This is a genomic window from Leucobacter luti (assembly GCF_019464495.1).
Lineage (GTDB): Bacteria > Actinomycetota > Actinomycetes > Actinomycetales > Microbacteriaceae > Leucobacter > Leucobacter luti_A.
On record NZ_CP080492.1, the window covers coordinates 803,858 to 828,252 of the forward strand.

General features: G+C 65.7%; 22 protein-coding genes. 5 read left to right on the top strand and 17 right to left on the bottom strand.

Going from position 1 to position 24,395, the window contains the following annotated elements:
* Positions 1–99: 99 nt before the first annotated feature.
* Entirely contained in the window at positions 100–600 is a 501-nt protein-coding gene (locus K1X41_RS03610; RefSeq protein WP_258566635.1) for a YflT domain-containing protein, read from the bottom strand.
* A gap of 79 nt (positions 601–679) precedes the next feature.
* Positions 680–1,855: a YncE family protein gene (locus K1X41_RS03615; protein WP_220175339.1), complete on the bottom strand. Its 1,176-nt coding sequence runs from the start codon at positions 1,853–1,855 to the stop codon at positions 680–682.
* 135 nt (positions 1,856–1,990) lie between these two features.
* On the opposite strand from K1X41_RS03615, the gene K1X41_RS03620 reads away from it, so the two are divergent.
* The 3 genes from K1X41_RS03620 to K1X41_RS03630 are packed head-to-tail and all read left to right on the top strand — an operon-like array spanning position 1,991 to position 5,090.
* Positions 1,991–3,256, top strand: a complete 1,266-nt coding sequence (locus K1X41_RS03620) for a magnesium transporter MgtE N-terminal domain-containing protein (RefSeq protein WP_132204965.1) — start codon at positions 1,991–1,993, stop codon at positions 3,254–3,256.
* Positions 3,253–3,927, top strand: coding sequence for a DUF1003 domain-containing protein (locus K1X41_RS03625; RefSeq protein WP_220175340.1), 675 nt, complete (start codon positions 3,253–3,255; stop codon positions 3,925–3,927). Before K1X41_RS03620 ends, K1X41_RS03625 begins: the two co-directional genes overlap by 4 nt.
* Positions 3,924–5,090 carry an Mrp/NBP35 family ATP-binding protein gene (locus tag K1X41_RS03630; RefSeq protein WP_258566636.1) on the top strand — a complete coding sequence of 389 codons (1,167 nt, stop codon included), beginning with the start codon at positions 3,924–3,926 and terminating at the stop codon, positions 5,088–5,090. Before K1X41_RS03625 ends, K1X41_RS03630 begins: the two co-directional genes overlap by 4 nt.
* Before the next feature lie 60 nt (positions 5,091–5,150).
* On the opposite strand, the gene K1X41_RS03635 is transcribed toward K1X41_RS03630, so the two are convergent.
* Together K1X41_RS03635 and K1X41_RS03640 are read right to left on the bottom strand one after the other, a co-directional pair.
* The gene (locus K1X41_RS03635; RefSeq protein ID WP_243642897.1) at positions 5,151–6,905 is read right to left on the bottom strand and encodes a putative bifunctional diguanylate cyclase/phosphodiesterase; all 1,755 of its coding nucleotides are present in this window, start codon (positions 6,903–6,905) and stop codon (positions 5,151–5,153) included.
* Between the two features lie 64 nt (positions 6,906–6,969).
* A complete protein-coding gene (locus K1X41_RS03640; protein WP_132204959.1) occupies positions 6,970–7,341 on the bottom strand; it encodes a twin-arginine translocase TatA/TatE family subunit in 372 nt (123 codons plus the stop codon).
* Positions 7,342–7,524: 183 nt separating this feature from the next.
* Between K1X41_RS03640 and K1X41_RS03645 the strand changes: the two genes are divergently transcribed.
* Positions 7,525–8,157, top strand: coding sequence for an O-methyltransferase (locus K1X41_RS03645; RefSeq protein ID WP_132204957.1), 633 nt, complete (start codon positions 7,525–7,527; stop codon positions 8,155–8,157).
* 49 nt (positions 8,158–8,206) lie between these two features.
* On the opposite strand, the gene K1X41_RS03650 is transcribed toward K1X41_RS03645, so the two are convergent.
* The 4 genes from K1X41_RS03650 to dapE form a co-directional block, all read right to left on the bottom strand.
* Positions 8,207–8,575, bottom strand: a complete 369-nt coding sequence (locus K1X41_RS03650; protein ID WP_220175341.1) for a hypothetical protein — start codon at positions 8,573–8,575, stop codon at positions 8,207–8,209.
* Positions 8,576–8,739: 164 nt separating this feature from the next.
* Entirely contained in the window at positions 8,740–10,890 is a 2,151-nt protein-coding gene (locus K1X41_RS03655) for an alkaline phosphatase family protein (protein WP_133616182.1), read from the bottom strand.
* A 417-nt stretch (positions 10,891–11,307) separates the two neighbouring features.
* Positions 11,308–11,484: a DUF3117 domain-containing protein gene (locus K1X41_RS03660; protein WP_132204955.1), complete on the bottom strand. Its 177-nt coding sequence runs from the start codon at positions 11,482–11,484 to the stop codon at positions 11,308–11,310.
* A 79-nt stretch (positions 11,485–11,563) separates the two neighbouring features.
* Positions 11,564–12,709, bottom strand: coding sequence for a succinyl-diaminopimelate desuccinylase (gene dapE, locus K1X41_RS03665; protein ID WP_396426498.1), 1,146 nt, complete (start codon positions 12,707–12,709; stop codon positions 11,564–11,566).
* A 62-nt stretch (positions 12,710–12,771) separates the two neighbouring features.
* Here dapE and dapD point away from each other — a divergent pair, with 62 nt between their 5' ends.
* On the top strand, positions 12,772–13,728 hold the full coding sequence (dapD, locus tag K1X41_RS03670) for a 2,3,4,5-tetrahydropyridine-2,6-dicarboxylate N-succinyltransferase (RefSeq protein WP_220175342.1): 957 nt from the start codon (positions 12,772–12,774) through the stop codon (positions 13,726–13,728).
* Between the two features lie 9 nt (positions 13,729–13,737).
* Here dapD and K1X41_RS03675 read toward each other — a convergent pair whose 3' ends face one another.
* The 9 genes from K1X41_RS03675 to argJ form a co-directional block, all read right to left on the bottom strand.
* Positions 13,738–16,089: a lamin tail domain-containing protein gene (locus K1X41_RS03675; RefSeq protein ID WP_220175343.1), complete on the bottom strand. Its 2,352-nt coding sequence runs from the start codon at positions 16,087–16,089 to the stop codon at positions 13,738–13,740.
* A gap of 130 nt (positions 16,090–16,219) precedes the next feature.
* The gene (locus K1X41_RS03680; RefSeq protein ID WP_220175344.1) at positions 16,220–17,848 is read right to left on the bottom strand and encodes a transporter; all 1,629 of its coding nucleotides are present in this window, start codon (positions 17,846–17,848) and stop codon (positions 16,220–16,222) included.
* Positions 17,830–18,600 carry an ABC transporter ATP-binding protein gene (locus K1X41_RS03685; RefSeq protein ID WP_132204947.1) on the bottom strand — a complete coding sequence of 257 codons (771 nt, stop codon included), beginning with the start codon at positions 18,598–18,600 and terminating at the stop codon, positions 17,830–17,832. Before K1X41_RS03685 ends, K1X41_RS03680 begins: the two co-directional genes overlap by 19 nt.
* A gap of 46 nt (positions 18,601–18,646) precedes the next feature.
* The gene (locus tag K1X41_RS03690) at positions 18,647–19,945 is read right to left on the bottom strand and encodes a citrate synthase (RefSeq protein ID WP_132204945.1); all 1,299 of its coding nucleotides are present in this window, start codon (positions 19,943–19,945) and stop codon (positions 18,647–18,649) included.
* Between the two features lie 216 nt (positions 19,946–20,161).
* Positions 20,162–21,274: a succinyldiaminopimelate transaminase gene (gene dapC / locus K1X41_RS03695; protein ID WP_133616178.1), complete on the bottom strand. Its 1,113-nt coding sequence runs from the start codon at positions 21,272–21,274 to the stop codon at positions 20,162–20,164.
* A gap of 5 nt (positions 21,275–21,279) precedes the next feature.
* Positions 21,280–21,600: a ferredoxin gene (fdxA, locus tag K1X41_RS03700; RefSeq protein ID WP_132204941.1), complete on the bottom strand. Its 321-nt coding sequence runs from the start codon at positions 21,598–21,600 to the stop codon at positions 21,280–21,282.
* A 74-nt stretch (positions 21,601–21,674) separates the two neighbouring features.
* Positions 21,675–22,286, bottom strand: coding sequence for a prepilin peptidase (locus K1X41_RS03705; RefSeq protein ID WP_220175345.1), 612 nt, complete (start codon positions 22,284–22,286; stop codon positions 21,675–21,677).
* A complete protein-coding gene (argB, locus tag K1X41_RS03710; protein ID WP_132204937.1) occupies positions 22,283–23,185 on the bottom strand; it encodes an acetylglutamate kinase in 903 nt (300 codons plus the stop codon). The genes K1X41_RS03705 and argB overlap by 4 nt, the downstream gene beginning before the upstream one ends.
* A gap of 12 nt (positions 23,186–23,197) precedes the next feature.
* On the bottom strand, positions 23,198–24,367 hold the full coding sequence (argJ, locus tag K1X41_RS03715) for a bifunctional glutamate N-acetyltransferase/amino-acid acetyltransferase ArgJ (RefSeq protein WP_220175346.1): 1,170 nt from the start codon (positions 24,365–24,367) through the stop codon (positions 23,198–23,200).
* Between the last annotated feature and the right edge of the window lie 28 nt (positions 24,368–24,395).

Below are 24,395 nucleotides of genomic sequence, written 5' to 3' on the forward strand. Positions count from 1 at the left end.
ATTTCTCGTGAAATTGGGGGTCAGTAGTGAGCTTGAGGGTCAGCAGTAGCGCTGCGACCGCAACCCACGAGCCGCGGATGCGGCAGGAGCGGCAGCGCGCTACTTCTGCGGGGCCTCGGTGAGCACGCGGCGCGCCTCGTGCACGAGCTCAGCCGTGGTGACGAGGTCGTAGCGGCTCGCGACCATCTGCATCACCGACGAGAAGTCGCGGCGGTTCCGGTTCATCGCATAGGAGAGCACTCCGAAGAGCATGCCGAAGCCCGCGCCAATGACGACCGCGGCGAGGAAGACCCCGAGGATAGCCGTGTTGTCCGGCTGGAAGATGAACAGGAGGAGACCGAGGAAGAGGCCGAGGTAGGCGCCGGAGAGGGCACCCATCAGCGCGACGCGACCATAGGTCAGACGGCCAGTGACCCGTTCGACGCTCCGCACGTCGTTGCCGACGATGCTGATCTGCTGCACCGGAAAGCTTGCGCGTGCGAGCACGTCGACAGCGTGCTTCGCGTCTTCGTAGCGGTCGTAGGTGGAGACGATCTCACCCTTTGGGATCTCCGGCATCGTCGGAACGCGGGAGGAGGAAAGGGGGCCAGAGTTGCTCATACTGTAATTCTCCCACTCTGCAGCCCCCAGCGCACTCACCGTTCGCCACGGGCTCACGCAGAGTCCGAGGCGGGTCCCCTCAGGGAGCTGGATATGTGACCACAACTTGCGGGTAACCGGGCACCGGAATCTCCCGCGTCGCGAGTCCGTCGAGCACGACCAGTGTCACGCCGTCCCACCCCTCGTCACGGGTGTTCCCCCCGGCAACGGCCGCGTACTCTGCCCCATCTGCATCGCGCCACACAGCCACGGTCTCATGCGGCAATGCGAGCGGCACCACCTGTTCGGCGCCGCTTTCGAGGTCCAGGATCGACAGATTGGGCGTACCGTCCGCGGAACCGAATGCGCCGGTGCCAACGGTCAGCAGCCGCGTCTCCGCGAGCGCCGTGCCGTGCGCGTGCGAGTTCGCAGCACTGGCCACCGTGCGCTGCGCTCCAGTGCGCGGATCGAGGCCCACGACTGTTTCCCCCTGATAGGGCAGCCAGATCGTGCCGTCAGCTTCGACCGCACCGTAGTGCGCCTTCTCCCACGATGCGAGCCCACCAACTGTGCCGAACGGGGCGACCTCATACGTAGTGGCCGCAAACGTTTCAGCGTCGACGACGGTCACTGTGAAACTGTCGTGGTCAACGGTGGCGGCCCAGGAACCGTCAGGCGCAACGAGCACGTCGAACGGACGCACCCCGACAGGCACGCTCTGCACTACGCTCCGCGTCGCAGTGTCGATCACCTCGAGCCAAGCAGGCCCTGAGCCCTCTGTCACCGCGACATACACTCGCGTGCCGTCTGGCGACACCGCGAGCCCCAGGCCGCCAGGGCGATACTCCCCGGAGGAGATACTCGGCGCCGGGTGCCCAAACGGCACGAGCGCGATCCGCTCCCCCGCCGCCAAATCCACAATCGCCAGGCCCTCGGCCGTCGCGGCGTAGCCAGTTGCGGTGCCGGCCGCATCCGTGTGCACCCCAACGCCCCACGGCGCTGTGCCCACGGTGATGCGCCGCACCACTTCGTCCTCTGCTCGTGCCGGGTCGATCACTGCCACTTCGTCTGAGTGCGCGAGCGAGGCCAGCAGCAACTCGGGGGCGGCGGGATCGGATCCCGGATCCGGTGTCGGATCGGGCGTCTGCCGCCGTTGCTCCTGAGTGGGCGTCGGCTTGGCCTCGGGCACCGGCTCAGGCGCGCAGCCGAGCAGGCCCAGCGCCAGGAGCGCTGGCAGGGCGAGAAGAAGCCGTCGGGTCACTGTGGATCGGGCCATGCGGATAGTTTGCCCGAGGCTGCCTGATCAGGCCCTGCGGATCATAGCTGCAGATCCAAGCTCCGGATCCGGGCTGCGCCGCGACTCTGGCCGTTCCAACCCCCGCCGGTCATCCAAGCGCGCTACCGTAGTGGGGTGAGGACTACGAGGGTATTTGTGGGGCGGCTGGCCGGGCGCAGCGTGTTCGATCCCGTCGGCGACCGGATCGGGAAAGTCCGCGACGTGCTCGTCGTGTTCCGTACCGCGGCAGCGCCTCGCGTTGTCGGTCTCATCGTCGAGATTCCTGGGAAACGCCGGGTGTTCGTGCCGATTGGGCGCGTCACATCCATCGGCTCAGGACAAGTCATCACCACCGGCCTGATCAACGTGCGCCGCTTCCAGCAGCGCGGCGGTGAGACCCGGATGATCGCAGAACTGATTGGGCGTGACGTGCAGCTCGCGGCTGAATCGCCGGGCGCGCCCCCGCTCACTGCGCGGATCGAAGATGCAGCGATTGAGCGCGCTCGCTCGGGCGAGTGGCTGGTGTCAGAAGTGTTCGTGCGGCTGCCGAAGCCCGCCGCACCCTTTAGCCGCGGCGACGCTCGCACGGTGCGCTGGTCGGACGTCCGCCTTCCTGCAGCCGGCGCGCAGTCCGCTGAACTCCTCATTCAGACCATGGTCGATCTCAAGCCAGCCGACCTCGCTGAGACGCTGCTTGAGCTGCCGCAGGCACGCATGATCGAGGTCATCGGTGAGCTCCCGGACGAGCGCGTCGCGGACGCTCTTGAAGAGATGACGGAGCCGGATCAGCTCGCGCTGCTCGCGAACCTGCGCCCCGACCGCACGGCTGACGTCCTCGATCGGATGGAGCCGGACGACGCCGCCGACCTCATCTCGGCTCTGCCTACGGCAAAGGGTGAGGAGCTGCTCGATCTGATGGAGCCGGAAGAGGCCGAGGACGTGCGCCGCCTGCTCGAGTACGACGCGGATACCGCTGGCGGACTCATGAGCCCCTCACCGATCGTGCTCTCTGCCGAATCAAGTGTTGCCGAAGGCCTCGCGATGATCCGCCGTGCAGAGATTCCTCCGGCCATGGCATCCGCCGTGTACGTCACCCACCCGCCATACGAGACGCCCACCGGAGAGTATCTTGGCATGGCGCACTTCCAGCGCATGCTGCGCTTCCCGCCGCACGAACGTCTCGTCGCGCTCGTCGACACTGAGATGGAGCCGGTGACCGTGCACGCGAGCGCTGCGGAGGTCTCACGCCGGCTCGCCAGTTACGACCTCGTCGCACTCCCCGTCGTTGATGACCAGAACCGCCTCGTCGGCGTGGTCACCGTCGACGATGTGCTCGACCATCTGCTTCCCGATGACTGGCGGCACGCAGACGATGAGATCGAGCACGGGGCACGTCAATGAGGCTCTTCAAGCGCGATCCGGGCCTCGATGCGCCCCGTGTGGCAAGCTCGCGCGCGACGCGAACGAGCGGCAGCGCAGCGCAGCGTGTCAGCGGGAACGAACGGTTCGGTCGGTGGACTGAGGGCATTGCACGCGGTATGGGCACCCCGTGGTTCCTGCTCTGCCTCACATTTTTCTGTATTGCCTGGCTCGCGTTCAATACGTGGGGTCCGCAGGATTGGCGCTTCGACTCGGCCGCGCTCGGGTTCACTGCGCTCACGCTGATCCTGTCACTCCAAGCTTCCTACGCGGCTCCCATGATTTTGCTTGCGCAGAACCGTCAGGACGACCGAGACCGCGTGCAGATTGAGCAGGATCGCCAGCGTGCTGAGCGCGCGCTGGCCGATACGGAGTTCCTCGCCCGCGAGGTCGTTGCGCTGCGGCTTGCTATGAAGGATCTGCCCGATCGGGACTTCCTGCGCGCAGAGCTCCGCGCGTTGCTCGCCGAGCTCGAACACGAGCCGGAACCGGAGCAGAAACCGGAACCGGAACGAGAACCGGAACCGGAACCAACGCAGGTACCGGCACCGGCACCAACGCAGGAACCGGCACCCGAGCTTGTGCGCGAGTCGGATCCACCGCTCACAGCGAACCATGCCCCAGCTGCAGACTCCGAGGAGGACCGCACGTGACCGCACGCGAATCCGGTTCAGCCCCCGAGCGAGCGGTGTGGGACGCGCTCGACCGGGTGCGAGACCCGGAGATTCTGCAGCCGATCACGCAGCTCGGCATGGTGCAGGATGTACGAGTCGATGACGCGGGCCACGCCCACGTGTCCATTCTGCTCACGATCGCTGGGTGCCCTGCCGCACGTCGGATCGAAAGCGATACGCAGGCCGCCGCGGCGAGCGCGCGCGGCGTCACGTCTGCTGCAGTCACTGTCGGTGTGATGACCCCGGCACAGCGCCACGCGTTCACGGAGCGGGTTCGGGGCCCTGGCGGTGTGCGGCCTCAGCAATTCGGCCCTGATTCCCTTACTCGCGTGATCACCGTCACGAGCGGCAAGGGCGGCGTTGGCAAGTCGTCGCTGACGGCGGGGCTCGCGGTCGCACTCGCCGCACAGGGCCTCTCCGTCGGCCTGATTGACGCTGATGTCTTCGGTTTCTCCATCCCCGGCATCCTGGGTCTGAGTCGCGACGGGACCGTTGCACAACCGACGCGAGTCGATGACATGATCCTGCCTCCTGTCGCCCACGGGGTGAAGGTGATCTCGATCGGCATGTTCCTGGGCGATGCGGATCCGCGCACCACTGCGGTGTCATGGCGCGGCCCAATGCTCCATCGCACCATCGAGCAATTCCTACGCGATGTGTGGTTCGGTGATCTCGATGTGCTGCTGCTGGATCTGCCGCCCGGCACCGGTGACATCGCAATCAGTGTTGGCCAGCTGCTCCCGAACGCTGAGGTGCTCGTGGTGACGACTCCGCAGGAGGCCGCTGCGGATGTTGCGGTGCGGAGCGCTCTGGTCGCACGGCAAACCGGGCAGCGCGTGATCGGCGTTGTAGAGAACATGGCAGGGCTCACACAGCCAGACGGCACCGTGATCGAGGTCTTTGGCAGCGGAGGTGGTTCCCTCGTGGCCCAGCGACTGAGCGACGAGGAGCATGGCACTGTGCCCCTGCTCGGGAGTGTGCCGCTCAGCCCCGCGTTCCGCGAACGCGGGGACGCTGGCGATCCCGCGGTGCTCTCTCATCCCACCGATCCTGCGGCCGCCGAAGTGATTCGGGTGGCGGCGGAGGTGGCAGCGCTTGGCCGCGGGCTCGCTGGTCGCTCACTCGGGATCGCGACCCGCTGAGGACCTGAGCACTCGCCGTGGGCGGTCGCTCGGTCTCTCGCTCGCTCGCTCGCTCAGAAGCTACGCGCTGAGCAGCCGTTCGGCGACCGGCCGCGGCTTGCCGAATAGGTAGCCCTGGAACGCGTCGACCCCGATCTCCCGCAGCTTCGAAAACTGGTCTTCGGTTTCAACCCCTTCGGCTACCACTTGCAGGTGGAAGTTGCGCCCCAGCCACACGATCGTCTGAGCGATCGCCGCCGCGTGCGGATCCTCCACGACGGAGGAAACGAAGGAACGGTCGATCTTGAGTTGCTGCACCGGGAGGTGCTGCAGGTAGCTCAGCGACGAATAGCCTGTGCCAAAATCATCCAGCGAAGACTGCACGCCCTCGGTGCGGAGCATGCCAAGCACTCCGACGGTGCGGTCGAGATCGGAGTGCAGCACGCTCTCCGTCAGCTCAACGGTGAGCCGATCGGGCCGCACACCATGCCGCGCGATGATCTCGCGTACGCGCTCGCCAAAGCCGTCAACTCGCAGTTGACGCTCGCTGAGGTTCACGGAGAAGGTGAGATCAGCTCGCGCAGGATCGAGACTCCACGCCGAGAGCGTGCGACAGGCTTCTTCGAGCACCCAGTCACCGATCTCCACGATCACGCCGGTCTGCTCCGCGAGCGGAATGAAATCGTCGGGTGCGACAGTCCCGAGCACGCTGCTGAACCAGCGGATCAGCCCTTCTTCGCCGATGACGCGGCGCTCCCGGTTCACAATTGGCTGCGCAAACAACTGCAGCTCGCCTTTTTCGATGCCGCGGTGCAATTCAGAGATCAGCTGGACTCGACCCTGTGCCTCGCTCAGCATGCGCTGTCGGAACTGTCTCAGCCTCCGGGAGCCGCCCTCGCGTCTGGCGCGCTTGCGCGCGATCTCCGAACACTTCACGACCTCGTGCGGATCGTCGGTCACGATGAACTCGTTTGCCGGGCAGCCGGGCTCACCGTCTGCTCGCACGGCCCCGGGCTGCGCCGCCCAGAGCACGTACCCAACGCTCGCCGACACTTCGATCTGCACGCCGGAACCGAGCTCAAGCGGGCCGCTGAGTTCTGCGAGGACCTGTTCGATCAACGCGAGACACGCAATCTCGGCTTCGCGAGCATCTGCCCCGAGTTCGGGGAGCATGATCCCGAAGGTGTTGGAGCCGATTCGGCCGACTCTGCCGCCGGCCCGCTCGACTCGCTGCAGTCGCTGAGAGGATTCGAGCAGCAGTCGATCCCCGGCTTCGAAGCCGAATGCGTCGTTCACGACGGAGAGTTCATCGACGCTCACCGAGACGAACGCGTTGAATCCAGACCCGGATCCGGCGGCCAGTTCCGATTCAATCGTGCGCAGCATCGATTCACGGTTGACCAGCCCCGTCACCGAGTCAAAGTATGCGAGCCTGCGTACTTCCTCTTCAGCGAGGTGGCGATTCGTTTCCTCAGCGCGAATCGACACGTAGCGCCCCGGCTTCCCCCGCTCATCGAGCAGGGGAATGATGGTGGTATCCACCCAGTACTCCGACCCGTCTTTCGCGCGATTGCAGATCTCGTTTTTCCACACCTCGCCACGCCCAATCACGCGCCACATCTCTTTGAAGAACTCTTTTGGGTGCCGACCAGAGTTGATGATTCCGTGCGTTTGGCCGAGGAGCTCCTCGCGGGAGTACTTCGAGATTTCGCAGAATCGGTCGTTGACGTGCGTAATGATGCCGCGGCGATCCGTGATCGCGATAATCGAGGTCGTGTCAAGCGCGTACATGATTTCGTCGAGCACCTGCTGCGGCGCCGGGTGCTGCGCTGACACGGGCCTGGAGTGATCCCCGCCCTGGTCGTGTGCAGCGCGGAAGATCATGTTCGAGCCCCCGCGATCACGTCGCTTCCTCGTCGAAATAGACACCGCCAGCGGGTGGAACCGCCGCCGCTGCTGCCGCGCGGCGTTCGGCCGCCTCTGAAACTCGGGCTCTTCGTGCTGCGGCGTGCGCTTCACGCTCGTCCTCGACGAGAGCGTCACGAATGATTCTGCGCGGGTCGTACTGGCGCGGATCCAACTGGCGCCAGTCCACCTCGTCGAATTCCGGACCCATTTCGTCTTTGAGCCGATCCTTGGCCCCGTCCGCCATCCGCTTGAGATTGCGCACGAGTTCACCGAACTTGCGTGCGTATTCCGGAAGTCGTTCCGGACCCAGCAAAAAGAGGGCGATCACGAGGATCACCAGTATCTTTTCAAAGTTGAGGCCCATTGGAGCTATCGTAGCGCTCGACCAGCCCCGAATGGCGGAAGTTCGATGTGTGGAATCCGAGGCAACCACGCGTGGCAGCATAGGGCTCGCGGCACTCTGGCTCTACGCTAGGGAGAGCGCTCGACCGGGCAGCTCCGGGAATCCGGGATTGACGGTTCGTTGCGGATCATTTCGGAGGGAATCTTGAGCAAGCTCGAACGCAATTGGCAGTACGCCGAACAGTACCCGGGCGAGACCGAGGCGCTCGTGCGCGCCAGGCGACTCTCGCTCGAGCTCGGGATCGAGCCGGTCAGCCGGTCGATCGGGGCGCAGCTCTCGGGCCTTGCAGTGCTCACGCGCGCACAGGCCGTGTGCGAAGTGGGCACCGGGGTCGGCGTGAGTGGGCTCTCTCTGCTCCGGCATGCCCCCGAGGCCACGCTCACGTCAATCGAGATCGAACCGGAGCACCTGCGCGAGGCACGCACGATGTTTGCCGAGGGCGGGATCCCTGCGTCGCGGCTGCGCGCGATCGAAGGCGACGCGCGCCACGTCATGCCGCGGCTCAACCTCGCATCGTACGATCTCGTGCTGCTCGATGCGGACCCCGCGCAGCTGCTTGAACACTTCGAGTATGCGCTCGGCATTGTGCGCCAGGGCGGCTGCATCGTCGTGCCAGGAGCCTTTGCGCACGGCCGAGTACCCGATCCCGCTGCACGCGACGCTGAGACCCAGGCGGTGCGGGATCTCTTGACGCTCGTCTCGGAGTCACCCGCGATCGCCCCGATGCTGTCGCCTGCCGGCGACGGTCTGCTCACGCTGGTACGCCTCGACGGCTAACGAAGGCTGAGTTGCCGCTGTCCGGGGTGAGCGGGCGGGAGGGGCCTGGCTAACGCGCCACAAGCAGAGCGAGCACCGCGAGTACGACGGAGAGCGGCGTCATCACGGCCCGCTCCTTCGGCGAACGCGAGATGAGGTTCATGATCGCGCCGAGCACGAAGTAGCCGAACACGATCCAGGCCGCTGGCCGCGCAACCGCGTCGGGCAGCAGCGTGACGATTCCGGCTCGTGACAGCATGATCCCTGCCAGAATCGCGTAGAGCACCACGCTGACAGCGGAGCCGATCCGGAGACGGACTGGGAGGACTCCTGCGTGCTGACCGCCCCACGCATACGCGCCGAGCGGCGCACCACACGCGAGCGCAATCTGAAACACTGCGAGGGCCGCGAGCACGGCGGAGCAGAGGATCGCTGGCATGCCGTCAGTGTAGCGCTGGGGCGGGCCCATGGGAGGCTCCGGCTGCGCGCGGACGGGCGAGCGGCTTCCTGGCCGACTGGAAGCCGCTCGCTCGTGCACACTTCACTCCGCGCCGGAATGGACAGCCTCGCTCGTGAGCCGGGCTGCGCCAGATCGAGCGGGTACTAGGACGAGCGGCGACGCCGAGCCAGCAGCATTCCAGCCCCAGCAAGCACGACGATCGCGGCAGCACCGACGAGCACTACGGGTGCCCCCGCAGCGCCGGTCACTGCGAGTTGTGCGCCGCCGCGTGCGACAGATCCTGCTGGCTGTCCCGTGCCAGGAGTTTCGGGAGCTGGATTCTCCGCGCCAGGAGGAGTGCTGGGATCGGTTCCTGGGTCCGCACCTGGCTCCGTTCCGGGATCAGTGCCGGGGTCCGTCCCGGGATCCGTGCCCGGGTCCGTACCTGGGTCCGTTCCGGGGTCCGTTCCGGGGTCAGTGCCCGGATCAGTCCCCGGGCCAGGAGCCGTCGTGACCGTGAGCGGCTGCGCGATTTCGGAACCGTCTGCGCGAATCACGACGAGGGTGTGCTCGCCTGCCGGGGTTGCCTCAGGGATGATCAGCTCGTGGGACAGCGCACCTGTGTCGTCCGCCGTCGCGTGCCCCAGCTCCTGCGGTGTTGAGCGGAGCTCCGCAACGATCGTCTCTCCTGCACCAAACCCGGAACCGGCAATCGTCACGGTTCCGCCAGCCGCGACGGTGCTCTCGGAGATCGAGAACTCAGCCGGGGCAACCGGCGCCTCCGGCTGGCTGAAGCGCACCTGATCGATCACCCAGAACGCACTGTTGTTCCCGGAGTAGGAGAACTGCAGACTCATCGTCTGCGGAAGCGCGCCTGCGGCATCGCGTGGGAGGTCGATCGTCATGTGCTCGACGGCGTTGACCGGGTTTTCGCGGGTTCCATCAGATTGGTAGTCAACGAGTTTCTGACGCGGAATCCCGGACGCGGCATCGAACGTCGCCCACACACTCGCCCCCTGTGGGCCGTCAACGGCGTAATCAGACACGAACGATACCTGGGCGGTGTCTGCCCCGTTCAGCTCGTAGGCCGGGCTCACGAGCGTCGAGTCGAAGGTGTTTCCACCGCGCGGGCTGACGTCTGCCCACTCGTCTGAATCGGCAACTGCAAACACATCACGCGAGCGCACATTGTTCTCACGGTGCTGGCCGAGCTCGACGTTCGAGAAGAAGTCATCGGTCATGAATGTCCAGCCGTGGAACTCCGGGGCACCGCCAGAGGGCATGCGTGAGTTATCCACTGACCAGCCGGAGGGCGCCTGGTCAGTCCAGCCCAGTAGCTGGCCGGGGCCAGACTCCTGCTGCGCGGTTCGGAGTTGCGGCCGAAGCGTGTCGAAGTCATCGGCATGCAGCGCGTTCACCGCGGTTCCGTCAAGGTCCCAGGCCGGATCGATTGCGAGGCCGTCGTGTGCGAGCACCGTTGGCGCGATGTCCGAGATCCGCACGTCGTGCCGCACCGTTCCGGGAGCGAACTCGGATCCCTGTGCGATGACATAGGTCTTGCGTTCAAGCTTCGTGGAGCCGCCGTGACCCCCACCCGGCGTGTGACCATGGTCGGAGGTGACGAGGATCAACCAGTCCTCGGCGGCGTAGTTCGGCCGCGCTTCCACGGCCGCGACCATCTGGCCGATCTGCGCGTCTGCCACGGTGAGGGCGTCGCGATATGCCTGTGAGCTCGAACCTGAGCTGTGCCCAGCGCCATCGACTTCGTCGAGGTGCACGAACAGATCGTCGGTCTCTGGCAACTGCAGCTGCGCCACGGCGCGGCTCGTCGTGTCGACGTCGCCTGAGCCCTGCGCACGCAGGTCGACCGCGGAACCAAAGATGGTCGTGGAGATCGGTCCCCAGGTGCCAATGGTTGCGGTGCTTCGATCCGGCGCTGCCGCCTCGATCCGGCTGAGATAGTCGGGGTACTGCGCGTAGTTAGGGGCACTAAAGTTGTTGTCAACGACCCGATGCTTGTCTGGCCACACCCCTGTCGCGATACTCGACCAGCCCGGCCCTGACACGGTGGGTGCCATCGGATTCGCGGGCATATTGCTTGCAGCGGTCAACCCACCCGCTTGCAGCGCCTGAACGTTCGGCATGCTGGCGCCGGTCATCGCGTCAAACGCCGCACCGTCGACGCCGATCACGAGGGTCTTCGGTGTGGCGGCTCGGTCCGGCAGCGCGTGAGCAGCGGGAGCGATGCCTGCGCACACTCCCACCACCCCCAGGGCGATTGCGCCAATCGACGCTGCGAATGCGTGTGTTCTCACAGTGAGTCACTCCAAGATGTCTTGAGAAGTAGCGAACGGGCACCGCCCAGTTGAGCTGCGCCCGCTCTCAGTCTCCGAGCTGCTCGCGGCCGGCGCAGGAACACGCTGCCGGGTCACGCACCTTTCCTCACCGGGTCACTCGCTGTTCAGTTGTCCACACAACTTGGGCGCCGCTCAGATGCCTGTCACCGCCGCAGTTCGGCGAGGTCTTCGCTTCGCGACCTCGCCCAGTGAGCCTGGGTGGCCAGACCCCCACACGCAGACCCATCTCACACGCGGGCGCGCCCCACACGCGGGCACACGTTGCGCGAGTGCGCACTCGCCTCAGCGCACACGCCTGCACAGACAGCAGCACCCCGGCTCTCTCACAAGAGATCCGGGGTGCTGAGGTGTTCCGGGGCGTGTCCGCCGGACAAGTTACTTCTTGCTATCCAGCACGCCAGCGAGCACGTCTCGCAGTTCCGCCGCTTCCTGGTCATTGACCGACACGACGAGACGTCCGCCGCCCTCGAGCGGTACCCGCACGACGATCAGCCTGCTTTCACGCACCGCCTCCATGGGTCCATCCCCAGTCCTCGGTTTCATTGCAGCCATGACGCCTCCTCGCATAGTTGGTGGTTCGTTCCCATTTTACCGGGCGGCAGTGGACAAACCGAATTCGTAAGACAAGTCGTTACTTCACGGGGGGCTCTTGGCTCGCCGATAGCCACGCGTGAAGTGCCGCAAAACTCGACTCGATCTGCGCAACGGGCACTCGCTCGTCGTCGGCGTGAGCGAGCAGAGCGTTGCCAGGTCCGAAGTTCACGGCGGGTATTCCCAGTGCCGAGAACCGCGACACATCGGTCCACCCGAGCTTCGCAGTCGGCTCTGCCCCCACCGCTGCCACGAACCGCTGTGCGAGCGGCGCGTCGAGGCCGGGACGGGCGCCTGGAGAAAGGTCGACGATCTCGACCGAGTCGGCATCTGCGAAGAAGGTTCGCACGAACTCGACAGCCTCGTCTGCGCTGCGGCTCGGAGCAAAGCGGTAGTTTACCTCGATGCTGCAGCGGTCCGGAATCACGTTTCCAGCGACGCCCCCGTCGATCCGCACCGCGTTCATCCCCTCCCGGTATTCAAGTCCGTCGACCGTCACCCGCTCGGCTTCATATGCGGCCAGCCGGCTCAGGATCACACTGGCTCGGTGAATCGCATTCACTCCCATCCAGCTGCGCGCTGAATGGGCGCGGGTGCCGTGCAATTCAACGCGTGCACGCAAGGTGCCGTTGCAGCCGCCCTCGATCGTGCCGTTTGACGGCTCTCCCAGAATCGCGAAGTCCGCTCCGAACAGCTCAGGGTGGTTCCGCATAGCGCGGCCGAGTCCACTCAGGTCTGAGGCAACCTCCTCGTGGTCGTACCAGATCCATGTGAGATCGACCGCTGGCGCCACGAGTTCGACGGCGAGCGCGAGTTGGACAGCGACACCGGCTTTCATATCAACGGTACCGCGACCCCAGATAATCGCTTCGCCTGTGACAGGATCAACTTCGTCACGCACCGGCAGGTTGTCATTGATCGGCACAGTATCGAGATGGCCTGCGATCGCGACACGGCGCTCTCGCCCGAGCTCAGTGCGGGCAATCACGGTGTCACCATCGCGGCTGATGACCAAGTGCGGCGCGTGGCTGCGCAGCATTGCCTCAACGGCGTCGGCAATCGCGCACTCGTCCCCTGACACCGAAGGGATGTTGCACAACTGGCGTGTCAGCGCGACTGGACCGGCTGTCGGATCAAGGATCGGGGTGGACGCTTCGCTGGGTGCCTGGCTCTCCTGAGTGCTCACCTGACAAGCCTACGTGGTGCTGACGACAATCGGTGTTCCAGGTCGCCGCTACGATTGACCCTATGACTGAAGCACGCTACGCCTGGGCCGCTGGAATTGCGACAATCGCCGACGACGGCACGACCCTTGACGCTTGGTTCCCTGCTCCCGCGCTCGGACGTCGCCCCGAGGCTCGTGAGCCGTGGATCGCGCCTGCCGAGCTTGCTGGGCTCACGGGGGCTGATCAGGCACGCGGAGTTGAGCTGAGCTTCGTGAACGTTGAGATCGATCTCGATGCAGCGCCCGCAAGTACCGAGGACGCGTATTTGCGACTCCAGCTTCTTTCGCACTGCCTCGCACTGCCGAACTCGCTGAATCTCGATGGCATCTTCGCGTTGCTCCCGAACAACGCCTGGACCACCGCGGGGCCGATGCAGCCACAGGAATATGCCGCTCGCCTGCCGCAACTCAAGCGCGCTGGCATCACAGCGGTGGGAGTCGACAAGTTCCCACGTCTCACCGACTACCTCGTGCCCACTGGCGTGCGGATTGCTGACGCGTCGCGCGTCCGACTCGGAGCGCACCTCGCTCCCGGCACGACGGTCATGCACGAGGGCTTCATCAATTTCAACGCTGGCACACTCGGCGCTTCGATGGTCGAGGGACGAATCTCACAGGGCGTCGTCGTCGGCGACGGATCCGATATCGGCGGCGGCGCCTCGATCATGGGCACACTCTCCGGCGGCGGAACGCAGCGGATCACAATTGGTGAACGCGCACTGCTCGGAGCGAATTCCGGGATCGGGATCTCACTCGGAGACGACAGTGTGGTGGAGGCCGGTCTCTATGTCACAGCGGGCACCAAGGTGAACCTGCCGCACGGCACCGCCGATTCCGCTGGGGCTCCCGTCGAGGTCAAAGCAATCGAGCTCTCCGGCGTGGCCAAGCTGCTGTTCCGTCGCAACTCGCGCACCGGCGGCGTTGAGGCGCTGCCCCGAGAGGGTTCGGGCATCGTCCTCAACGCCGCGCTGCACGCGTAGTCTGAGGCGTTACTCCCCGAGCACCGGCAGCGGGGTCGTCTGAGTGTGTGCGCCGCGGCGCCCGAACACCAGCACGGCTCCACCCAGAAGTGCGACTGCCGCGGCCCCGAGCAGCCCGAGCGTGGCGGAGATCCCACCGGTCTCTGCGAGCGTGGCGGCTGTGGGGCTCGCGCTTGAGGGGCCTCCCGGGTGCTGGGATACCTGCCCGGGTGGCGTCCCCGGGGTGCTGGGCGTGCTGGGCGTGCCAGGGAGTTCGGGGTTCTCTCCGCCAGGAGTCTCAGGGTTCTCGCCGCCCGGCGTTTCTTCACCTGGATCCACCGCGGAAACGTCGAGCGAACCCGCGTGCAACGCGGCGGACTGCACGCCGTCGGTGAACCACCAGACTGGCCGGGATCCGGCGGCCACCGCACCAGCCCCGTCTGCGGCTGCGGCAGCGACGCTTGGACTGCTCACAGCCGCGGCGGCACCGGCAGCATCGGCGAGATCCGCTGTGACAAGCGCGGCGGGGGCCGTGGCAAACCCCTCGTTGTTCGTGTTGGGGAGGCTCGCCGGACGCGCGTAGTGCGCCACTGCCGGCACCTCAGTGCCGTTCAACGTGATGAAGGCAGATGCGCCATCACAGCCATCGTCACAGGCGGCCCACAGCCCGCCGAGCACGGTGTCGTAGTCAAGCGACATGACGCCGGGGAGACCAGGCCGCACCTCTGCCACGCGCTGTGCGGTGCCGTCTGAGTTCAGCGCGAAGGCGAACACTTGGCCGCCGTCCTCGACCGCAACGAAGAACAGACCATCGCCGTGGAGCGGGTAGATCTCTGGATCATAACCTGCGCCCGTGTTCGCATCGACGAGCTTGTTCGCGAGATCAGCGTCCGAGACCCATTCGACGGCCTCGATCCCCAGGTTTGCGCTGACCTGAGGCAGCAGGCCGGTGAGATCCCACTCGACGGTGGCGACGACATCAGGGCCGGCGGCCTCGGGGTCGATCTGGAGCACTGCGTTGAAGTTCACACCTTTCGCGCTGTTGTCGCGCTCGGAGGCGAGGTAGAGGAAGCCGTCGTTCGCAGCGGTGATGCCCTCAGTATCCGGTCCTGCAGCGCGCGGGTTCGCCGCGTCCTTCTGGAAGCGGGCCCGCTTTCCGTCCGCCCAGCCATCGGCGATCTTCGCGGTGCCGTCAGCGGCAACGTTGAGCTTCCAGAACCTCCCCTCGCCGTTGTCGACGGCCCACAGCACAACGCCGTCCGAAGTCACCTGCGTGTCGAGGCCCGAGCTGTCCTCAAGGAACATGGGCGTCGTGTCGATCGCGGTGGTCGAGGGAGAACCCGGCCACACACGTGTCACGAGGGGAGGCTGCTCCGTGCCACCCTCACCGCTGTCGGTGACGCACAGGTTCGCGGCCCCAGGCGTAGGGTGCGCAAGCACGAACGGGCCGCCACTCACAGCGCAGCGCGCGAGCGTCGCCTTCGCGGCATCGCCGTCGAGCGCGGCGTGCGCGGTCCACGCGCCGCTGTCGTCAAGCTGCCCGCCCGTCTGGTCGAAAAGTCTGATCTGATCCGCACTGCCGATCCCGATGGCCTCAGAGAAGAGCCCGGTTCCCCCGCCTATCTGACCCACCGAGTTTTCGTCGACCACGAGGTACGCACCTCCGGCGATCGTGGAGCCGGCGGGAAAGCGCCAGCTGTGATCGTCGGAATTGTCGCGCAGTTCGAATCCGGCGATGTCAAGTGGTTCAGTGCCAGTGTTGACGAGCTCCACCCAGTCGGCTGGCTGCGAATCCACTTCGCTCAGGCGGAGCGAGGACGCGGCGCCTGGCGTTCCTGGCACTTCGGGATCGGCCGCGAACACGTTCGCTGTTCCCTTCGAGTCCTGGCTCGTCTCGCGCCACTCCCCCGCGCCCGTGCGTCCGAGCGTGGTCGCGGCGTGCGGGCCCCAGCTCACAGAATCGAGCAGTACACCGGCTGAATCAAAGAGGCGCACGTGGTCATCTTTGCCCAGACCGAAATCGAAATCGCCGACACCGGTCTTGTCGCGCTCGTCGAGCACCAGGAAGCCCCCTGGCGCGAGCATGGTTCCGGCAGGGAGCACAAAGGCGTGTGAGTCATCGCCGTCTTTCACGACAACACCGGAGAGATCAGCCGGGGCGGCGCTCGCATTGAACAGCTCGATCCAGTCGCCCGGCACTCCCCCGTTCGACTCCACCTCGTTGATTCGGACCCCGCCTGCGGGGACGGCGGGCCCCTGGGCCGCGGGTGTGGCGGGCTCGGGAGGTGCAGCGGTGGCGGGGGTGAGAGGCCCGAGGGCCAGGCAGCTTGCACCGATCGCGCAGGCGGCGAACATGGCGAGCGGGCGGGGTGTTCGAGGCAACTGGGGCTCCTTCGCGAAAATGTGTGCGAGTTCATCGCACCAGTCACGGGTAGCCGGAATCCTGCGCGGAGATGGCCGGGAGGTGACGCAGCGAGGAATCCTCGCTGCGCGTCACTTCTCCCGGCTGCTCCTATCCCTGCGCGCTGAGCCGCTCCAACAGGTCGGGCGCCTTGCGATCGAAGATTCGCGCCCCGAGGCGCACCCCCAGCCAGCAGAACAGCCCGCCGGTGAGCAGTCCGACGGCGAAGGTCAGCCACACCCACAGCGGCTGGTTCGTGATCCCAGCGGCAATCGCGAGCCCCGTCGTCGGGAGCGTCAGCACAAACAACGAGCCAAAGGAGCCCGCGGTGCCCACCAGGCTCAAGACTCCAGCACCCGGCTTTGACGCGAACGGGTTCTCCCCCGACTGCGGCACCGGCATCACGAAGATCGCCGAGCTCACACTCGCAATCCCGAATCCACTGAGCATCACGGCACCGGACACCCCGAGCAGTGTGGGGAGCTGATCAACGCGGCCCACAATCACGCTGGTTACCACCGCGATGATGAGCACCGCAGGCACAGTAATGATGGCGTTCGCCCAGAGTCGCCCGAGCCGGTCATCGATGCCGCGCACACCGCGCAGCACGTGGGTGCTGAACGCGGTTCCGTCATACGAAAGATCGGTGAATATAGCGAGCGGCAGCAGCGCCGCAACGAGCACCGTCGAGGCGGTGAACATGATTGGCAGCTCAGCCCCCCGTGAAGCGAAGCCGAGCACCACCGGCATGACAATCACGATCAAGATGTTCTGCAGATACCGCGGATCGCGCAGCCAGTACGTCATTGCTCGCGCAGCAATGGCTCCGCGCGGGCTCGCCGGGAACCGCGCAAACCAGCCGGTGCCGGCACGCGCCGTCGCTCGAGTCCCGGACGACACGGTTCCGATGTTCGCCAAATACAGCGGGCGCCACGCGGCAAACAGGGCGGGCACCGTAGCGAGGGCAATCGCGAGCTTCGCCAGCGCCAGTAGCCCGTGGCCGGCCGCAATTTCAGCAGGCACCGCCCAGACCGCGCCAAGCGGAGTCCATGACAGCCCCTCAGCGATCCCGGGAAGCAGGTTCATGATCCCGCTGATTCCCGCTCCGATCCCGGCCATCAGTGGGCCGATCAGCACCAGCAGCAACAGCACGACCGCGCCAATGACCTCACGGAATCTGCGGCTGCCTGCCAAGCGCGACATCGCGGTGACGAGCAGCTGGCTGGCAAGCACACATGTCACGGCCGCGACAGGGGCAAGCAGCAGCGCCGCGACGACCGCCAGCGGAGAGCGGAACCAGGTCACGGCAGTCGCCGCGGCCGCGAAAATGGTGACGATTCCCGGCACTCCGAGCAGACCGGAGACGGCAATCCCGGCGAGCTGAGTGTCTGGCCGCATCGGGAACATCACGAGGCGCGCGGGATCGAGTGTGCGGTCCATGCCCGAGAACAGGATCGGCCCGATCATCCAGCCGAGGACCAACGCTGACCCGGCCAGAATCAGCGCAATGCGCGCGGGCGCAGGATCTGCCACGGACAGTGCCACGAGCCCAATCAGCACCATGGTGAGGATCCCCAGGCCATAGAGCACTCCGATAATGGCACCAACGAGCTGCCACGGGTGACGCGTGAGCGTGTTCCACATCACTCGGAATCGCAGCCGCACCATCACTCTGATGCGGGCGAGGGGCCCGCTCCGTGTGACGGGCGCGACGTCCTGGCTCAGGAGTGATTCAGCCACGACGGGCCCTCCTGGTGGTGTCGCCCACCAACGAGCTCGACGAATCGATCCTCGAGCGTCGATGCCCCGCGCACTTCGTCAACAGTGCCCGCGACGAGCAAGCGGCCCGCGGCAATCACTGCGACGTGGTCGCACATGCGCTGCACGAGGTCCATTGAGTGGCTCGACACGATGACTGTGCCCCCACCTCGAACGAAACCCTGCAGAATGTCACGGATGTTTGCCGCCGAGATCGGGTCAACAGATTCGAAGGGCTCATCAAGCACCAGCAGCCGGGGTGCGTGGACGAGCGCGCACGCGAGCGCAATCTTCTTGGTCATCCCCGCCGAGTAGTCCACGACGAGCGTGGTACCCGCGTGCTGCAGATCGAGCATTCCGAGCAGATCCGCTGCGCGACGCGCCACGGTGTCGGCATCGAGGCCTGCAAGCAGTCCGTTGTAGGTGATCAACTGTTCGCCGGTGAGTCGGTCGAACAGTTTGACACCGTCAGCGAGGACACCGACGAGCTGCTTCGCCTCGGTCGGCCGCTGCCACACGTCTACGCCAGCGATCAAGGCTTGACCAAACTCTGGCCTGAGCAAGCCGGTCGCCATCGACAGCGTTGTGGTCTTGCCAGCCCCGTTCGGGCCGACGAGACCGTAACAGGATCCTGTGGGGATCGTCAGCGAGATGCCGTTGACGGCGATCTTCTCCCCGAACCGCTTGGCGAGGCCGCGCAGTTCGAGGGCGGGCGGGAGCGTTGCAGTGTCCATACCTCTCAGCCTAGCGGCCGATTCGCGCCCACCCCAGGAGCCGGGGCTAGCGGTTCAGGTGCCGCTCCGGCGAACCAATGTACAGCTGCTGCGGGCGACCGATCTTGGTTTGCGGATCTTCGCGCGCTTCGCGCCACTGCGCAATCCACCCCGGGAGTCGACCGATCGCGAACAGCACCGTGAACATACGCGTGGGAAAACCCATCGCTTTGTAAATCACGCCGGTGTAGAAGTCGACGTTCGGGTAGAGCTTCCGCTCCTTGAAGTAGTCATCTTCAAGCGCAATCTGCTCCAGCTCTTGTGCGAGGCCAAGCAGCGGATCGTTGACGCCGAGTTCCGCGAGCACCTTAGCGGCACTGTCCTTGACGATGCGGGCACGCGGATCGTAGTTTTTGTAGACGCGGTGGCCGAAGCCCATGAGCTTCACCCCGTCTTCTTTGCGCTTCACTTTCTCGACAAACGTCTCGACGCTCTGCCCGGAGTCGCGGATCTGCGCGAGCATCTCAAGCACGGCCTCATTGGCACCGCCGTGCAGCGGGCCGGAGAGTGCATTGATGCCGGCCGAAATCGACGAGAACATGTTTGCTCCCGTCGAACCTACAAGCCGCACGGTCGAGGTCGATGCGTTCTGTTCGTGATCCGCGTGCAGAATCAGGAGCTTGTCGAGTGCATCGACGAGCACCGGATTCATCTCATACTTTTCGGCCTTGTTGCCAAAGTTGAGCCGCAGGAAGTTCTCAACGAAGTTCAGGTTATTGTCCGGGTACAGGAACGCCTGACCCACCGACTTCTTATGCGCATACGCGGCCAGCACGGGAAGCTTTGCGAGTAGGCGAATCGTGTTGACCTCAACGAACTCGGGATCCGTCGTGTCGAGTGAGCTCTCATAGTACGTCGACATCGTCTGCAGGCCGCCGGAGAGCACTGCCATGGGGTGCGCTGTGTGCGGCACTCCCTCGAAGTAGTAGCGCATGTCCTCGTGGAGCAGCGTGTGACGTCGAATCTCCTCGTCGAATGCGCCCAGCTCGTCGGCGCTTGGCAGCTCGCCATAGACCAGGAGGTATGCGACCTCGAGGAAGGTCGACTGCTGTGCCAGTTCCTCGATGGGATACCCGCGATAGCGCAGGATCCCTTCGTCACCATCGATGTAGGTGATCGCCGATTTCGTCGACGCCGTGTTCACGAAGCCATAGTCGAGCGCCGTATGACCACTCTGCTTGGTGAACGTGCTGACATCGATCGCGGGGTGGCCGTCGACGGCCTCGCGGATCGGGAACTCTGCAGAGCCACCGGGGAACGTCAGTTTTGCCGTGGCTGCGCCCTGGCCCTGAGTCGATTCGGTCACGTCGTCTCCTCGTGGGGTCTCAATACTGACGAAGCGTCGGGTACGACGCCGTCATTCTTACACCTTATCGGCTCCGCACGGAGCCCAGGCCTGATGCGCTGCATCGCGCACACTCACCTCAGAATATATCTTGACGCCGAGCAAAAAGTCGATTCGGGCGTCCCGCCCCCGAGAGTTCGCTCGTGCGCTATCGAGGGTTTCTTCACCCACATCGGCTTAGCCCGCCTCCGTGCTCCCAGCGATGCGGCGGGCAGCCGCCGCAATATCTGCATCGCTCGCGGTGAGTGCAAGCCGCACGTGCTGCGGCGAGTGGTCCCCATAGAAATGGCCCGGGCCGACCACGATACCGAGCTGGGCAAACGATGCAACGCTTTCCCAGGCGTCGACTCCGCGAGTGGCCCACAGATAGAGCCCAGCCTCACTGCCTTCGATCCGGAATCCAGCTGCTTCGAGTGCCGGACGAAGCACCGCCCGCCGCGCACGATACCGATCACGCTGCGCGGCGACGTGCGTTTCATCTCGAAGCGCCGCGATCATCGCGGCCTGCACCGGCGCCGGCAACATGAGCCCTGCGTGCTTGCGCACCGTCAGCAGCCGCTCGACCAGCTCGGGATCCCCAGCTAGGAAAGCCGCGCGATATCCGGCGAGGTTCGACTGTTTGCTGAGCGAGTACACACTCAACACGTCCGTGTGGTCGTCTCCCACAACAGCGGGATCAAGGATTGACGGGATCTGGGTCGTGTCCCACGGCGCGTCCCAGCCAAACTCCGCATAGCATTCGTCGCCAGCAATCACCGCGCCGAGCTCACGCGCGCGCGTCACCGCGGCACGAAGCCACTCAGCGTCGCGCACGCGACCATCCGGATTGGACGGCGAGTTCACCCACACGAGGCGAGTGTGCGCGGGCCACTCGGCTGGATCATCCGACGCGAGAGCCTCTGCGCCGACAAGGGCCGCCCCCATCGCATAGCTCGGGTATGCGATCCGCGGGAACACCACGGCCTCCCCCGCTCCAATTCCGAGCAGGAACGGCAGCAGGGCAACGAGTTCTTTCGAGCCCACGGTCGGCAATACGGCTGCAGGAGCAACGCGCACGCCGCGACGGCGGAGGAACCACTCTGAAATCGCCTCGCGCAAGTGCGGGGTACCAGCAGTGGCAGGATACGCGTGCGCATCGGTCGCCGCGGCAAGTGCTTCCCGCACTCCAGCCGGGCTCGGATCAACGGGCGAACCGACGGAAAGATTGACCGCTCCGTCCGGGTGCCTCGCCGCTTCCGCCGCGTAGGGCGCCATCGCGTCCCACGGGTAGTCAGGAAGGGCTCCACGCATCGCGGTTAGTCTCCCTGCGGCGGGAGCGCTGCGATGACCGGGTGATCAAAGCTGTACACGCCAACTTTCGCCGCCCCGCCGGGAGACCCGATCTCGTCGAAGAACTCAACGTTCGCCTTGTAGTAGTCAGACCACTCGCTCGGCAGGTCGTCTTCATAGTAAATGGCCTCGACCGGGCACACAGGTTCGCAGGCTCCGCAGTCTACGCATTCGTCAGGGTGGATATAGAGCGAGCGTTCGCCCTCGTAGATGCAGTCGACGGGGCACTCGTCCACGCACGCGCGGTCCTTGACGTCGACGCACGGCAGCGCGATCACATAGGTCACGACCCCCACCTTTCACTCGGCATGTGGAACAGATTTCAGTCTACCGCGGCGGCGTGTGCTCCCCTGCCCGGGACTCACCAGCGCGTGTGGATCACCGCGGGCCCGACGCCGACCGCACACCAGCTCGCGAGCAGCAGCACCGGCCCGAACGCAAACACTGCGCGGCGACGCACGAGTGTCACCACGGCAAAGATCGCCGAGGCGCACACGACTCCGGCGATGAATATGAGGATTGCGAAGGACGAATCGGGCAGTGCGGCCACGAATACGGTGAGCGGCACCAGCTTCACGTCGCCGGCCCCGAACAGCCCCGGCCAGACGAACCAGGTCGCCGCGGCACACACCGCGGCGACAGCCGCCACCGCGAGTGCTCTCCTGAGTGTGTCCCCCGCACCGCCCACGAGCAGCGCGGACGCGAACACACCGATCACGCTGCAGCTGGCCCACCATACGGTGGGATTGGGAAGCCGCTGGGTGCGCAGGTCAGACAGCGTGAGCCACGCACTCCAGCCGCCGTAGCTCGCGAACCCGATCAGCGCGAGCGTTCGGGCGAGCGGGGTTCCCGCGCTTCCGACACCGGAGACGCCGAGCGCACCGAGCGAGCCAAGTGCGCCGCCCACGACGACCCCGGCAAGGAGCCACCACCGGTCCCCGCCGCGCAACGCTCGGAGTTCGGCGCGGATCACGGCACGACTTCGGTTCCGATCCCCCGCTCAGTGAAGATTTCGAGCAGCACAGAGTGCGGCTCGCGCCCGTCAATGATGGCTGCTTTTGAAACGCCACCACGCACAGCTTCCAGACACGCTCGCATCTTCGGGATCATTCCCGACTCCAGCGTCGGCAGCAGAGCGCTCAGCTCCTCAGCCGTAATCGATGACACCAGCGAGTCGCGGTTCGGCCAGTCAGCGTAGAGTCCTGGGACATCGGTGAGGATCACGAGTTTCTCCGCCCCGAGCGCTGCAGCGAGCGCGCCGGCCGCAGCATCAGCATTCACGTTCAGTGAGTCTCCCGGCCGGTCCACATCTGGCGCAATCGAGGAGACAACGGGGATCAGCCCAGCCTCCAACAGCGCGAGGACGGGCTCGACGCGCACGTCGACCACGTCGCCCACAAGCCCGAGGTCGACGAGTTCACCATCGACCTCGATCGGCGGGCGCCGGCGGCCGACGAACAGCCCGGCGTCCTCACCGGTGGTGCCTGCCGCGAGGGGTCCGTGTGCGTTGATCTCGTCTACGAGCTCGGGGTTCACTTTGCCGGTGAGCACCATGCGAACGACGTCCATCGTCTCTGGCGTGGTGACGCGGTAGCCACCCTGAAACTCGCTTTCGATTCCCAGGCGCGCCAGCATCGCGTTGATCTGCGGGCCACCGCCGTGCACGATCACCGGGCGGATCCCGGTGTGCCGCAGGTACACGACATCTTCAGCGAAGGCGCGCAGCAGCGCGTCATCGACCATTGCGTTCCCGCCGAACTTGATCACCATGATCGAGTCGCGGAACTTCTTCAGCCAGGGCAGCGACTCGATGAGCACCTGCGCCTTCTCGGATGCTCGCGCGTGGTCGAGGATCTCGGTCGTCGTGGTCATAGTGGTGGGCCCCTAGCTCGAGTACGCGCTGTTCTCGTGCACGTAGTCGTGCGTGAGATCGTTGGTGCGGATCGTTGCCGCGTGTTCCCCCGCGAAGAGCTCGATTTCGACGTGTGTGCGCCGCGGCGTCAGGTCGCACTCACCAATCGACCGATCTGGTGCCCCCGCGTGGCAGAGCCGGATCCCGTTGAACGAAACATCGACCTGGTACGGATCGAACGCGGCGTCGGTGGTGCCGATCGCAGCGAGCACGCGGCCCCAGTTCGGGTCATTGCCGAAAATCGCTGCTTTGAAAAGGTTGTTGCGGGCTACTGAGCGCCCCACCTCGATCGCGTCTGCCACACTTGCGGCGCCGCGCACTTCAATGTCGATGTCGTGGCTCGCGCCCTCGGCATCGGCCTGCAGCTGCGCGGCGAGACTGTCGCACACAGCAGCGAGCGCGGCGGCGAATTCCGCCTCGTCCGGGGTGACTCCTGACGCCCCGCTGGCGAGCAGCGTGACCTGGTCGTTGGTCGACATGCAACCGTCGGAGTCGAGCCGGTCAAAGCTTGCGCCGGTCGCGCAGCGCAGCGCACGGTCCAGCGCGTCACTGTCGAGCTGCGCGTCCGTGGTGATCACGACGAGCATCGTGGCGAGACCCGGCGCGAGCATGCCAGCGCCCTTTGCCATTGCGCCGATCGTCCAGCCAGCCCCCGTGTGCGTCGCGGTTTTCTCGACGGAGTCAGTCGTGAGGATCGCGGCTGGAGCAGTCGTGTCCGTCGCGCTCAGGCGGTTAAACAGCTCGGGCACGCCGCCGACGATCTTGTCGCGGAACGCCTGATCACCCGTGCCGATCAGCCCGGTCGAGCACACGAGAATCTCTTCGGATTCTGTCGCCGTGCCGGACGCTGTGAGCGCAGCAGCCACAGCGTCGGCGGTGAGGCGGGTGGTTTCGTATCCGAAGTCTCCGGTGAAGCAGTTCGCACCGCCCGAGTTCAGGATGATCGCGCGCGCCGGTCCTTCTTGGGCCACCTTTCGGCTCCAGAGGATCGGGTTCGCCTGGGCGCGATTGCTCGTGAACACCGCGGCGCTGGCTGGCACAGGGCCGTCATTGACGACGAGCGCCAGGTCTGGTTTGCCGGTGCTCTTGAGGCCAACGGCGATCCCCGCAGAGCGGAATCCTGCGGGAGTAGTGACGGTCACGGTGTCTCCTCGTGGGTGAGTAGGGCAG

Excerpts from the sequence above, each read along its gene's own strand:
- K1X41_RS03610 (WP_258566635.1), bottom strand. The coding sequence starts at position 600 with ATGAGCAACTCTGGCCCCCTTTCCTCCTCCCGCGTTCCGACGATGCCG.
- K1X41_RS03615 (WP_220175339.1), bottom strand. The coding sequence starts at position 1,855 with ATGGCCCGATCCACAGTGACCCGACGGCTTCTTCTCGCCCTGCCAGCG.
- K1X41_RS03625 (WP_220175340.1), top strand. The coding sequence starts at position 3,253 with ATGAGGCTCTTCAAGCGCGATCCGGGCCTCGATGCGCCCCGTGTGGCA.
- K1X41_RS03640 (WP_132204959.1), bottom strand. The coding sequence starts at position 7,341 with ATGGGCCTCAACTTTGAAAAGATACTGGTGATCCTCGTGATCGCCCTC.
- K1X41_RS03650 (WP_220175341.1), bottom strand. The coding sequence starts at position 8,575 with ATGCCAGCGATCCTCTGCTCCGCCGTGCTCGCGGCCCTCGCAGTGTTT.
- K1X41_RS03660 (WP_132204955.1), bottom strand. The coding sequence starts at position 11,484 with ATGGCTGCAATGAAACCGAGGACTGGGGATGGACCCATGGAGGCGGTG.
- dapD (WP_220175342.1), top strand. The coding sequence starts at position 12,772 with ATGACTGAAGCACGCTACGCCTGGGCCGCTGGAATTGCGACAATCGCC.
- K1X41_RS03685 (WP_132204947.1), bottom strand. The coding sequence starts at position 18,600 with ATGGACACTGCAACGCTCCCGCCCGCCCTCGAACTGCGCGGCCTCGCC.
- dapC (WP_133616178.1), bottom strand. The coding sequence starts at position 21,274 with ATGCGTGGAGCCCTTCCTGACTACCCGTGGGACGCGATGGCGCCCTAC.
- argB (WP_132204937.1), bottom strand. The coding sequence starts at position 23,185 with ATGACCACGACGACCGAGATCCTCGACCACGCGCGAGCATCCGAGAAG.